The sequence below is a fragment of the Enterococcus sp. AZ071 genome (assembly GCF_050499065.1).
Taxonomy (GTDB): Bacteria; Bacillota; Bacilli; order Lactobacillales; family Enterococcaceae; genus Enterococcus_A; species Enterococcus_A ferrettii.
In genome coordinates this window covers 378,731-391,443 of record NZ_JBIPAS010000002.1, presented here as the reverse complement: position 1 = coordinate 391,443, position 12,713 = coordinate 378,731, and the positions used below count along the sequence as shown (strand labels likewise).

Genomic DNA, 12,713 nt, shown 5'->3' with positions numbered 1-12,713 from the left:
TCTTAAGGTAAGAGGTGAGAAGATGGATAGTATACAAACTGGCCGATTAATTCGCAATTTACGGAATGAACGCGGCTGGACACAAAAAGAATTAGCCGAAGCTCTAATGATTAGCGATCGGACGGTTTCCAAGTGGGAGCGGGGGCGAGGTTACCCCGATGTATCACTGGTAACAAAACTTTCTCAGTTGTTTCAAGTAGAAACCAATCAACTGCTGGCAGGGGAATTAACTCAAAATCAACTGAATAACGGGAATATAACTAAGGTCAGTTTTTTTGTCTGTTCGACCTGCCAGACCATCAACTTTTCATTTGGGAAAACTGAAATGACTTGTTGTGGAAGACATTTAGAACCCTTATTGCCTCAGGCAGAACAAGGGGAGCATCAGGTGAAGGTAACAGAAGTTGAAGCTGACTGGTATGCTACCTTTGCCCATGAAATGAAAAAGGAGCACTCGTTGTCCTTTCTGGCGCTAGTCTCTGGTGATCAAATTCAGTTGAAAAAGCTGTATCCCGAACAGGAACCAGCAGTTCGACTGCCGCGAATGTGTCATGCGACTATGTATTTTTATTGTACTACGCATGGATTATTCAAAAAGGAGCAAACCAATGGCCACTTTTTATAAACAATCGATGGAAAATTGGCCTAGAGCGGAATCTTTTTACTATTATTCGCAAATGGCTCCTACCAGCTACTCAATTACAGTAAAGCTGCGGGTTACTAAACTGCGTCAACAAGCCAAATACAAACAGATTAAATTTTTCCCAGCATATTTGTATGCTGGGAGTCGCGTGATAAGTCAACTGCAGGAATTGAAATTGGCGATAAAGGATGAGACTTTGGGTTTTTGGGACTATCTCAATCCGGTTTATCCGCAGTTTCATCCAGAAGATCAGACGGTTTCCCTGCTATGGACTGAATATTCGACCAATTTTTCGGAATTTTATCAGCGTTATTTGGCAGATGTTCAAACATTTGGCACTGATCGTGGCATGTTAACGAAGAAAGGACCGCCACCAGAGAATGCGTATGTGATCTCTTGTATCCCCTGGTTCAGTTTTGATAGTTTTTCTTTGCAGCATCATCAACTAAAGGATTATTATTTTCCCAGCTTTGAAGCTGGAAAATTTATTCAGCAGGATGACGAATGGTACATGCCATTGGCGATTAATGCACATCATGCAGCAACGGATGGCTATCAGCTGAAAGTATTTTTGGAGCAGCTGCAGGAATTGATGGATCAAGGGGAGGATTGGCTGGATTAATAGCATCAGAGTCTAGTTTAGAGTAGACTCTGATGTTTTTCTTTGGGGAGGAAATTGGTCTACTAGTTAGAAAGAAGCGAGCATGCCTTTAACTCCGAGTGAAAATAATGAATAAGTAATTTTTTCTAATGAAATTCAAGGATATCCTCTTTAATTTAAGTTGATGGAGTCTACCTGCAGCGAGAGAAAAAGTAAGATTGGATTTCTAGTTTTATTGGTCTAGCTAAAAAAATGTTTAATACAAATTCCATTTTTCTCATTTACATTTAATTTATCTTGTTGTATACTATGTTCAACTCATCGGTTGGAGGTCATTAACATGACAAAGAACAAACTCTCACAACTGAATAACCGCTATTACGTTAGCTATTATTAGATACGTTTGTATTCATCTGGATACAAACGGACAGGTTTGTATCTATGATGGCTAATGTGCTTCAACGCGTCACCAGCCACGTAGGTAATTCTAAGTGGCTGTGAATAGTGCGAAAATAGTATTGATTTCTTTCGTAATTTCCAATCGTCCGCTTAGACTATCTAGGTGGACGATTTTTTTATTCGAAAGGAAGAGGAAATAATGAAAAAAGTATTAGCAGGAATTGGTATTTTAAGTTTGATGATATTAGGTGCATGTGGGCAAGGAGAATCAGCTGAAGATGACATGAAAACAGTTGGGGCACTGCAATTTGTGGAGCATGAATCGTTGGATGATTCATACAAGGGCTTTGTTCGCGGCTTGAAAGAAGAGGGCTTTATTGATGGCGAAACTGTTAAGATCGACTACCACAATGCCCAAGGCAGTCAGGATAATTTGAAGAGCATCAGTGAAAAATTAGTAAAATCAGATCCAGATTTATTGTTGGGAGTAACCACGGTCGCTGGTCAATCGTTGTTGACAGCGACAACAGATATTCCGATTGTTGTAACCTGTGTGACTGATTTGAAGGAAGCAAAATTGGTAAACAGTTACGACAAACCTGGTGGAAATGTAACAGGAACAACCAATATGTCGCCAGTGGCTAAACAAATCAAATTACTGTTGTCGATTGTGCCCGATGCTAAAAAAGTGGGAATCATGTACAATTCCGGTGAAATCAATTCAAAAATTCAAGCAGATTTGGCGATCGAAGCGTTGAAAAAAGCTGGGGTAGAACCGGTTGTTCGCACAGTTACCAGCACGAATGATGTGCAACAAGTTTCTCAAACAGTTGCGGATGAAGTTGATGGCATTTACCTGCCGACAGACAATACCTTTGCTAGTGCAAAAACACTGGTTGGGGATGTAATGAAAGAAAAAAAGGTTCCCTTAGTTGCTGGAGCCATCAACGATGTCAAAGAAGCCGGCATTGCTACTATTGGGATTAATTACGAAGAATTAGGGGCACAAACGGGAAGAATGGCTGCTAAAATTTTACGAGGCGAAGCAACTCCAGCAGACATGCCAGTAGAGGAATCAGAAAATCTGGAATTCTACGTTAATAAAGAAATGTGTGAAGCATTGGGAATTGATCCAGCAACTATTAAGAATCCAGAGGAATAAATGATGTATGCAAAGGCCGACAAGGAAGAACAAGTCGGCTTTTTGCTTTGTCAGCTAAGAAAAAGGCTTTATAATAATAAAAGAAGGCACCAAGCTTTTGGAAAGAACGAAGGAGTAAAGAAGATGACTGATCAAATAGTTGAAGTCTTGAATCGGTTGGTGGCGCATTACGGATTCCAATACTGGTGGGAATCAGATGATTGGTTGTCAGATTGGCTTACAATGATCTTGATTCAGCGAACCAATGAAGGCAACGCGGAACGAGCATTGAAAAACCTTCAACCCTATTTGACGATTGAGCAATTGGAACAGTTAACGCTGGAACAGCTAGAGGAATTGATTCGGCCAGCCGGCTTTTATCGTCAAAAGAGTCAAGCTATCAAGGCATTGCTGGATTGGTTTAAGGGCCATGGTGGAGAAGTGTCAGCTTTGGAGCACTTCTCAACGAAGGAATTAAGAGAAGAGCTGCTATCCATAAAGGGTGTTGGTCCAGAAACGGCTGATGTGATGTTGCTATATATATTCAAGCGAAAAGCCTTTATTGCAGATACTTACGCACAACGCTTGTTTAAGCGACTAGGCTTAGGTGATTATTTAAGCTATGAAGAAATGCGTAATGCCTTACTGCCGATTCCTGAAGAGATTTCCTGGGAATTGTGTCGGGAGTGGCATGCGGTAATTGATATTCATGGGAAGCATTACCGCAAGCAGCCTAACATGGACGAAAGCTGGTTAATAAAATAGAAGGAGTCGAGAAAAATGTCATTATTGTTGTCGCCTGTAGAAATTGGTAATCTGTCCTTAGCAAATCGTGTGGTGATGTCACCCATGTGTATGTACGAAGTTATAAAAGAGGACGGAGTGGCAACCCCCTTTCACTTCGCTCATTACGGCGCTCGTGCAATTGGCCAGACAGGTCTGATTATTATTGAAGCAACGGGAGTTGAACCGGATGGCCGAATCAGCAGTCGGGATTTAGGGCTTTGGAATCAAGAACAGAAAGTTGCGTTGGAAAGATTAGTAGCTGATTTGCATAGTTTTGGAACTAAAGTGGGAATTCAGTTGAATCATGCAGGTCGGAAAGCGAAAGATGCTGTTTATCCCCTGGCTCCTAGTGAAATTGCCTATAGTGAGGATTATGCAACACCAAATCAACTGACGGTTGAAGAAATTCATCGTGTGCAGGCGAGCTTTGTTGCAGCAGCTAAACGCAGTGTCGATGCTGGGATTGATATGATCCAATTGCACGGCGCACATGGATATTTGATTAACCAGTTTTTATCACCCTCGACCAATCAACGAACGGATAAATATGGTGGGACGCTGGAAAATCGTTATCGTTTCCTGCAAGAAATTGTGGAACAAGTTCGTAAAAATTACCACGGCAGCTTGTGGGTTCGTTTGTCTCTAACTGATTACGCCCAAGCGGGGGAACAAAACAGCTTGGAAGACTGGCAAGAAATTGGCCGTTGGTTAGAGACTGAAGGTGTCGATTGTTTAGATATTTCTACGGGCGGACTACTGAACCGCAGGCCCAACATTCCGATGCATGACGGGTATCAAGTACCGTTTTCAATTGCAATGAAACAGGCAGTTTCGATACCGGTAACGGCATTGGGTCTATTAGACAACCCTGGCTTGTGCGAGTATATTTTGCAGAATAAGCAGGCGGATATAATCATGCAGGGACGGGCACTGATTCGTAATGTTAACTGGTTAGCTGACGCGGCCATTTCCTTGCATGATCAGGATTTTCAAGTATATAACGACTCTTATAAGCGAGGACAGCTCTAACATCAGATGATTAACTAAGCCCGTAATTTGACACAACTGCCGAAAAGAAACTATCCTTAATAAAAGGATCGGAGGCAGCATATGGCAACTTTATATTTTGTAAGACATGGAGTAACCGAGAATAATCGGCAACAACTGTTTAACGGAAGTCGTTCCAATCCTGGTCTTATGCCAGAGGGAATCCAGCAGGCTAAAAGGCTCGGAGCGTATTTGGAGGAAATCGATTTTGCCAGTATTTATGTCAGCCCGACTCAAAGAACCATTAAAACAATGCAGGCAATTCTGAGTGAAAATCAACACAGTCAGTTGGAAATTATTATTAGTGATGACTTAAAAGAAATGGATTTTGGTGACTGGGATGGGACCGCTATCGAGGCACAAAAGGATCATGACCAATTTGATCATTTGATGCACCAACCCGAGCTGTATGATCCAAGCGGTTTTGCTGGAGAAAGCTATCAAGAATTGTTGGATCGAGGTCTGGGTTTCTTACAGTCGTTGGACTATCAGGGAGATAAAAATTATCTGATTGTAGGCCATGGCGTGATGCTGTCATCTTTGCTGGCTTTTCTGAGAGAACAAGATTTGCGAAAAATCCGTCAAAAGGGTTTGCTGAAGAATACTAGCTTAAGTATTTTTTCTTCAGAAGATGGAGAGGCTTTCCAGCAAAAGGTCTGGAATTATTCGAAGCATTTGGAGTAGAAGGTGGCTATAGCCGCCTTTTTTTGAGTGAACTTTTAAAAAACTTGAAATCTACGATACGCAACAAAGCAAAGAGATCGGATAACAGGTAGGAAAGGTCGTTATCAAAAGCTAGCTGATGTTTCTACGGAGGTAGGGAAAATTTTAACTATTTAGATCAGCCTTTCTGCGGAACGAGAGAAAGGTTTGTTTAACTATTTCGCCGTCTCATGTGTATAAGGATAAGAATTTAGCAACTTCATTGAAATCGATATAAGAGTGCTGGGGTGAAAAGGCAATACTAGTCTTAACTTAGGGTCAATTTGAAACTATCGGTTGTTGAACTGATGATTCATCGGGAAGACTTTTCTTGAGCATTCGTGACAAATTTGACATAGATTATTCTTAATTAGTACTTAACAAATTCTCTTATATAAATAACTAATTATTTAGGTTTTTTAATTAGATTCTTGTAGTTAATGGAAAATACGACTAGTTATATAACGAAATAGAAAAAAGTTTCTTAGGTTCTAAAGAATTCTAAGCAACTTCTTTTAATAACTTATTTTGTTGAAAGTTAATAAAAGGATAGTCGTAATTGTTTCTATATAAGGTTTTTTCAGTGATTTAAACTGAAGGGATTCTCATGGTTTATTTTAGATAAAAGTTTTTATGTAGAGTTTTTTTATTATGGGATGAAAGATAGAATAACTAAAAATGAAATCTTCCTTGACTGTGTAAGTTTTTTATATTAAGGTGTAATTAAATAAAAAAACGTTTTTGGGAGATGTGAACATGGCTAAGATTACAAAACCACTTGGTACTCGACAACTTCATAATATGTTGCGCAATTCGCTCGAAAAAAGAATACGCGATTTTTATCAGATTACCAATGATGGCGCTTACGTGATTCAGTGTGCCTTAATTGTGCTTCTGCGCAATGCACTTTGTCCTGCTGATTTTTCTTATTTGGCGGCTGATCTAATTCGCTCACTGTTTATGGAAAGCAAAGATCTTCAAGAAGTGAGAGAGCTGTGTGTCTATTTTCGACCTTATTTCAGTGACAAAGAATGGGATATTGTACTTCGTCGATTATTCTCCAATTCAAAAAAACGCAAGGAATTAACAGAGCAAGCTCTTTTATATATGGAAAAATTCCCTTTGCTTCATTCTGGTGAGCGAGAAGTAGAAGCGAAAGCCAGCTTAATCTCGACCTTTGAAGACGAAAACGGCAAAAAGCACAATTGGACCTTAAGCAATGTTGACCCGACCCTTTCTACCCAAGAACATGAAGATTATTTATCCCTGCTAAGCACCGTTGACATTCTCCAAAAAGATGGTGTTCGTCGATTTGTGACAGTTGTGGAAGTGAAATACCGTCTGTTTCGAACCAGTATTACCCGAAAAACGATAGAAGAAACGACTGCTCGAAAACAGCAGTGTGAGACTTTACCACGAGTTAAAAAGACATCTCATACAACTGAAAGTGAACAAATGAAATCGGTGAAGCCGTTAGTGCCCTCTGGGGAAGTTCTGAGCAGATATGGTAAACCTTGTAAAAATGGCGATCAAGTTATGGAAACCTATTTGCCGAAGGATTTCGATTATTCCTCAATGACTAAGAAGGAGCTGCGGGAATTTGTGAAAAGTACCCTGCCAAAAGGATCAAAGCTGAAAGATTTCAATTTTGAATTTGTTGATTCAATAGAAGAAACCGTTTCTGAATCTGAAAATGGAGCCGGTCCGCCATCAACCAATAAGGATTGGCGAACGAATCAGAATCTAGTTCGGAAGGTCAATAAAAAACGAAGAAAGAAAAAGCGAAGATAGCTTTCTAAATTGGTTTAGTTAGTATAGCTTATTTAGACCTGTCTTTGAATAGAATAAATTTTTATGAGACAGAATGACTCTTGAGACCACTCGGAAAGGGATTATCCTAAACAATAATAACGCTGGCAAGGTGGTTATTTAGTGAACCAAATTTTAAAGAATAAAAACTCTGAAGGCTAATAATAGAGGAATAGGCAGAATAGTAGATTCTGCATTTAAACTTGGTCCTTGGTCATTGAAGCTTTTCAAACTTTGAAAAGTTATACTGAAAAATACTGCGAGATAACTTACTGAAATAATCCCCGTTTTAATAAGCCGCGGGTTGTCATTTTCATGGCCTTCAATGCTCAAATGGAGGTCATGGCGGCAATTGATAGGGTCATAGTATTTGTTTTGATCTGTACTCAAAAATATATTCCAAGCTTTTAGTTGTAAATATCGAAAAATAGCTTTATTTATTTAATTTTTGTCGTATAATTAAGTTATCTGATATGTGTGATCTTGATAGATCATTATGAGAGCTTTTCTTATAATGAGCAAGGTTTTTGGGGAAGAACCTTGTACACCTATTTTTCACATATATCATAGAGAAAGCTTGCGGTTTTCCGCAGGCTTTTTTTTGAACTCACATCTATGCCCATTTATTTTTTAGTTAGACATAGAAATATTTAAGAGCAAGCTAAAAGAGGATAAAGATTTTCTGTTTAGGATGTACTAATTGGTTACTTGATAGAAAAATAATAAGAGACGGTTGGTACATAGCATAAAGGTATGGTATGGCAGGCATCAACTCCGGAAACAGTAAGTTGCTGCGTATTTTAAGGATATTAGAAATTTTTATAGTGCATTATACCAATGCAGCAGTATTGAAAAGTAGGAATAAGTTGATCATTGTGCTTGCTAAAAGATATGGGTGAAAAGTTTTTTTTCTAAAAATGCTGAAGGCTTTAATAATACAGATTGTACCTTACATATTCTCAAAAAACGAAATATTTATAAGAACGTAGTCATTTGACTTGATAATTAGTGGGAATTCTCACCTATAAAGCTGTAAAGATGAGAATATTTTAGTTCTTTCTTATCAGCTAATTTTTCTCTTTTAAACGTGCAACTGAAGCCAACGAATTCCTAAATAAATGGATAATAACTTTCTAGACGAAATGGAGTCTACTGGACTCGGAGTGTAAAGTTAGCTATTTTTTTGTGATGAGTGAGAGAGCCCATTGTTAAGCGCAGTTACAACAGGGAAGGATTTCTTATTGAAAAAGAGATAGAGAAAATAAAAAGCTATGAAAAAGTATACTTAGTTGTACACTTTCTTATTACTAGATGTCTTTTTGACGAACAGCAGGATTGTTAGTTCGCGGGCAGCCTACTGAGAATCTTCTCGTAGTGCCGAATGATGTTTGATACAATAAAAAAAAGTGTTCTTAAGAGAGCGAAAATGGAAGAAGTGTTGGATGATGAAATTAGTGTTAGATAAGATCGCCAAGCAGTTTGATGAAAAGATTATTTTTGATAAGGCGGATTTTACTTTTGAAGCGGGCAAGATTTATGGCTTGCTGGGAAGAAATGGTTCTGGAAAGACGACACTGTTCAATTGTATTGCCAAAAATATGCAGCTAAACAGCGGAGAGATTTTGTTGGATCAGGGAGCCGGTCCGAAAGATTATTTTAATACAGATATTGGTTATGTTTATACGATTCCTCATTTGCCAGCTTTTATGACAGCAATTGAATTCGTGAAATTTTTTATGGATATTAACAATGATCGTATGACGAGTAGCAAAACTCCTTCAGAATATTTAACAATGGTGGGGATTAAGGGAGAAGACCAGCATCGGTTACTAAAGGATTTTTCTCACGGAATGCAAAATAAGGTACAAATGGTGGTTTCCTTGATGATTACCCCGCCAGTTCTTTTGATGGATGAACCGCTGACTTCCTTTGATGTCGTTGCTGCTCATGAAATGAAAGAATTAATTGTGGCTGCTAAAAAGAGTTCAATTGTTATTTTTTCGACACATATCTTGCAGCTGGCACAGGATTTGTGCGATGAGATTGTGCTGCTGAATCATCACCAGCTGCAGTCAATCCCTTCGGAAAAAATACATGACGCGGATTTTGAAGAAGAGATTATTCAATTGTTGCAGGACCCGCAGGCATGATTGAGGTAATTAGAATCTCTTGGATTTTTTCCGTGGTCAAAACAACTCAAAAGGTTAACGGCTTGCTTTATTATTTGCGAAAGTTGCCATTGATTGGTAAAAAAATTCCTGTGACAGTCTACAACAGCTATGAATTGAAAAAGATTTTGACCGTACTAATTTTCATTTGGAAGGCTCTAATGACGTTGGGGGCAAAATTTCTGTGGCTGGGGTTAAGCTATGTCCTTTCTTTTTTTGCCATTCGTTTTTTTTCGGGAGGGCCATTCGTTTTGATTCCCCTAGATCAGACCATTGTAAAACAGGGTTTGCTGTTTTGGATAGGTTGGCTGGGGATCATGAGTATCTTCAACGGAATATGGTATTCGATGGATAACAATGAAGTGAATTTTTTGGACCAGTTTTCTTTACCACGACAGCGTTTTGTCCGGGGGAGGCTGATGCTGCTTAACATTGTTGAGACTGTGAAATACTGGCCAGCTTTTTTTATTTACGGTTTGTTTCTGCGAAATCCGTTAACAGTAATTATTGTTGGAAGCTTATCTTACTTGGCTATTAGTTTGTTCTTTTATTGGTTGGGAAGAAAAACATATACCTTGACCCTTAGTCAGCGTCGCGGAATCACATGGACAATTTTTTTTGCTATCATTTTGCTGGTAGCGGCTGAATTTTGGCTTGATCCAACTGCTAAGGTCATGTCGGTGCTCTTACATCCTGTCTGCTGGCTCCCCTTACTAATTTTAACAATTCTTTGTGGTTATAAGCTTTTGTATTTTGATGATGAGGGTGGCTATTTGATTTGGCAGGTTGAACGGCTTCGTAATTTGGACGCTGCTGCACCGGAAGCCAAGAATTCACAATATCTGGGGCAAGGCTTGTCAATGCAAAAGAAATTAGAGCTGGAAGCTGACAGCAACGAAACACTTTCCGGTAGTCAGTATTTGAACGATCTTCTGTTCAAACGGTACCATCGCATTTTGCAGCGAAACTTGTTTATCCGTTTGGCAGTGATAGGGGCTACCTGGTTATTAGTGATTGGCGGATCACTATTTGGTGTATTGAAGGACGCGAAAGAAGCTGAGCTGATCGGCTTATTGCCGTTGCTGTTTTTCACCATGTATTTGGCTTCCTTTGGTAAAACCATCGTACAAATGGTCTTCGTGAATTGTGATGTGGCGATGCTTTATTATCCCTTTTATCGTGAGGCTTCAACAATTCTGTCGGGATTTTTCTATCGTTTCCGAAAAACCTTGTTTTACAACGGCTCCATTATTTTGGGTATTTTACTGCTTTTTATTACCTTTACCTTGTTAAACCCGGGAATCCTATCACTGCAATTTTTTATGGTATTAGTACTACTACTATTTAGCCTGGCAGTTTTATTCTCCTTTCATGAGCTGTTTATCTATTATGTGCTGCAGCCCTTTACTAGTGAGATGGAAGTGATGAACCCTCTATACAAAATTATTTCCGGGATTTTCTACGGGATTGCCTATTTGAACCTGCAGCTGAATGTTACTGGATTGAGCTATGCCTTGCTAGTCTCAGGTCTGAGTTTATTGTATATAGTGATCGGTTTAGTCATTTTATGGAAAAAAGCCCCTCAGACTTTTCGTATCAAAGAGTGATTTTTTTGGGGAAAAAGAATCGTTATTTCGCAAAAAAAAATTGGGTAAGAAACTTTGATAAAATACCCTTTTAGATTTTTGAGAGTAAAAATAGTCGTTATTCTTAATTTTTTTGGTTGACAGTGAATTTTTCTTCGTGTAAAGTTTGGATCAACTTAATAAACAACTCCGTTGAAGAGAAAAGTAATCTTGGAAAACTTTTTAGAGAGGTTCTGGCTGGTGAAAAGAACCAAGGAAGAAAAGATGAACAATGGCCTCTGAGGATAGCGTGTCGATAAGTAGGCAGGCACGGTCGGTTCCACCGTTACCCGGAACACCAATATCTTGAATTTAAGACGTTGGATTAAGCAGAAGGAAACTTCGAAACAAAAGGTGGTACCGCGAGCATTCGCCCTTTTATCAGTCTAGACTGGTAAAGGGGCTTTTTTGTTTTAAAATAGGAAAAACGATGAAATGGTAAGTACAGTTTGACTTCCCTTACAGAGAATCTCGGCAGCTGAAAAGAGATAGGAAACAGCAAATTGGAAAATGGCCATTGAGTGATTTGCCCCGAGCGGAGAACGTGAGACGGCAACGGCAGCAGCCGTTATCTTGCTAGAGTATGATAGTACTTGAAGAGGAGTGGCATGAAAGTGTCACTTAAATTGAGGTGGTAACACGCGACAGGCGTCCTCAGATCCGTAATCAATAGGGATCTGAGGGCGTCTTTTTTATAAAAAGGAGTGAAGCGAATGATTGAATTGAGAAATATATCAGTGACCTTTCAGCAAAAGAATAAAACCATCGCTGCGGTAAAGCAGGTAGACCTGCGGATTGGAAAGGGAGATGTTTATGGCATTGTAGGTTATTCAGGAGCTGGGAAAAGTACCTTGGTTCGAGTGATTAACCTGCTCCAGAAGCCTTCTGAAGGGGAGGTGCTGATTAATGGAATCCAGCTGAATAAGTTGAAGCCAAAGGAATTACGGCAGGAGCGGAAGTCTATTGGCATGATTTTCCAGCATTTTAACTTAATGGATGCTCGTACTATTTTTGATAACGTGGATTTTTCCTTGAAATATTCAGGTAAAACCAAACAGGAGCGTTATCAAAAAGTGACCGAGCTTTTGGAGCTGGTAGGACTTTCTGATAAACATCAGGCCTATCCTAGTCAACTCTCAGGCGGGCAAAAGCAGCGAGTTGCGATTGCTCGGGCTTTAGCGAATGACCCAACTATTCTTTTATGTGATGAAGCGACTAGTGCTTTAGACCCTAAGACAACTTTGCAAATACTGGATTTGTTAAAGGAGTTAAATCGGAAGCTGGGTCTGACAATTGTTTTGATTACTCATGAGATGCAGGTGGTTAAGGAAATTTGTAATAAGGTAGCGGTAATGGAAAATGGAGAAATTATTGAAAAGGGAGAGAGCGTTCAGATTTTTAGTCAGCCGCAGCAGCCTTTAACTAAAGATTTCATCCGAACGGCTTTGCATGTGGATCAGGCCTTAACTACTATTTTGAATCATCAAAAATTCTCGAAGCTGGCACCTAATGAAATTTTGGCAGAGTTCGCTTACGTAGGAGATGAGACGAGTGAACCACTGATTACCCAACTGTATAGCCGCTATCAGGTTAGCACCAATATTTTATACGGAAATGTGGAAATTTTACAGGAGGTACCAATTGGCCGCTTAATTGTTCGCCTGACAGGAGAACAGCACCAACGGAAAAAAGCGTTGGAATTTTTACAGCAGCACCAAGTCGAGGCAACGATTTTGAAACGACCAGAACAGTCATCACCGATTCGGTTGGTTGAAAGGGGAGGAGAATAATA

At 39.4% G+C, this 12,713-nt stretch carries 10 protein-coding genes and 2 other annotated features; all 10 genes read left to right on the top strand.

Going from position 1 to position 12,713, the window contains the following annotated elements:
- Positions 1–22: 22 nt before the first annotated feature.
- Positions 23–625, top strand: a complete 603-nt coding sequence (locus IGI49_RS20420) for a helix-turn-helix domain-containing protein (RefSeq protein WP_429965742.1) — start codon at positions 23–25, stop codon at positions 623–625.
- On the top strand, positions 609–1,265 hold the full coding sequence (locus IGI49_RS20415) for a CatA-like O-acetyltransferase (protein ID WP_429965743.1): 657 nt from the start codon (positions 609–611) through the stop codon (positions 1,263–1,265). Before IGI49_RS20420 ends, IGI49_RS20415 begins: the two co-directional genes overlap by 17 nt.
- Positions 1,266–1,842: 577 nt before the next feature.
- Positions 1,843–2,805, top strand: coding sequence for an ABC transporter substrate-binding protein (locus tag IGI49_RS20410; RefSeq protein WP_429965744.1), 963 nt, complete (start codon positions 1,843–1,845; stop codon positions 2,803–2,805).
- 123 nt (positions 2,806–2,928) lie between these two features.
- Positions 2,929–3,549, top strand: coding sequence for an endonuclease III domain-containing protein (locus IGI49_RS20405; RefSeq protein WP_429965745.1), 621 nt, complete (start codon positions 2,929–2,931; stop codon positions 3,547–3,549).
- Between the two features lie 15 nt (positions 3,550–3,564).
- Positions 3,565–4,599, top strand: coding sequence for an NADH:flavin oxidoreductase/NADH oxidase (locus IGI49_RS20400; RefSeq protein ID WP_429965746.1), 1,035 nt, complete (start codon positions 3,565–3,567; stop codon positions 4,597–4,599).
- A gap of 81 nt (positions 4,600–4,680) precedes the next feature.
- Positions 4,681–5,301 (top strand): histidine phosphatase family protein, encoded by a 621-nt coding sequence (locus IGI49_RS20395; protein WP_429965747.1) that lies wholly within the window; start codon positions 4,681–4,683, stop codon positions 5,299–5,301.
- A gap of 774 nt (positions 5,302–6,075) precedes the next feature.
- Positions 6,076–7,110: a hypothetical protein gene (locus IGI49_RS20390; protein ID WP_429965748.1), complete on the top strand. Its 1,035-nt coding sequence runs from the start codon at positions 6,076–6,078 to the stop codon at positions 7,108–7,110.
- 1,463 nt (positions 7,111–8,573) lie between these two features.
- The gene (locus tag IGI49_RS20385) at positions 8,574–9,278 is read left to right on the top strand and encodes an ATP-binding cassette domain-containing protein (RefSeq protein ID WP_429966086.1); all 705 of its coding nucleotides are present in this window, start codon (positions 8,574–8,576) and stop codon (positions 9,276–9,278) included.
- Positions 9,275–10,903, top strand: a complete 1,629-nt coding sequence (locus tag IGI49_RS20380) for a hypothetical protein (RefSeq protein ID WP_429965749.1) — start codon at positions 9,275–9,277, stop codon at positions 10,901–10,903. The genes IGI49_RS20385 and IGI49_RS20380 overlap by 4 nt, the downstream gene beginning before the upstream one ends.
- Positions 10,904–11,065: 162 nt before the next feature.
- Positions 11,066–11,302 (top strand) — a binding site (T-box leader).
- Between the two features lie 40 nt (positions 11,303–11,342).
- Positions 11,343–11,580 (top strand) — a binding site (T-box leader).
- Between the two features lie 54 nt (positions 11,581–11,634).
- Positions 11,635–12,711: a methionine ABC transporter ATP-binding protein gene (locus IGI49_RS20375; RefSeq protein ID WP_207704079.1), complete on the top strand. Its 1,077-nt coding sequence runs from the start codon at positions 11,635–11,637 to the stop codon at positions 12,709–12,711.
- Positions 12,712–12,713 lie beyond the last annotated feature (2 nt).

Bases quoted from the DNA above. Each gene is read 5' to 3' on its own strand.
- IGI49_RS20395 (WP_429965747.1), top strand. From the start codon at position 4,681: ATGGCAACTTTATATTTTGTAAGACATGGAGTAACCGAGAATAATCGG.
- IGI49_RS20420 (WP_429965742.1), top strand. From the start codon at position 23: ATGGATAGTATACAAACTGGCCGATTAATTCGCAATTTACGGAATGAA.
- IGI49_RS20380 (WP_429965749.1), top strand. From the start codon at position 9,275: ATGATTGAGGTAATTAGAATCTCTTGGATTTTTTCCGTGGTCAAAACA.
- IGI49_RS20390 (WP_429965748.1), top strand. From the start codon at position 6,076: ATGGCTAAGATTACAAAACCACTTGGTACTCGACAACTTCATAATATG.
- IGI49_RS20385 (WP_429966086.1), top strand. From the start codon at position 8,574: ATGAAATTAGTGTTAGATAAGATCGCCAAGCAGTTTGATGAAAAGATT.
- IGI49_RS20410 (WP_429965744.1), top strand. From the start codon at position 1,843: ATGAAAAAAGTATTAGCAGGAATTGGTATTTTAAGTTTGATGATATTA.
- IGI49_RS20400 (WP_429965746.1), top strand. From the start codon at position 3,565: ATGTCATTATTGTTGTCGCCTGTAGAAATTGGTAATCTGTCCTTAGCA.
- IGI49_RS20415 (WP_429965743.1), top strand. From the start codon at position 609: ATGGCCACTTTTTATAAACAATCGATGGAAAATTGGCCTAGAGCGGAA.
- IGI49_RS20375 (WP_207704079.1), top strand. From the start codon at position 11,635: ATGATTGAATTGAGAAATATATCAGTGACCTTTCAGCAAAAGAATAAA.
- IGI49_RS20405 (WP_429965745.1), top strand. From the start codon at position 2,929: ATGACTGATCAAATAGTTGAAGTCTTGAATCGGTTGGTGGCGCATTAC.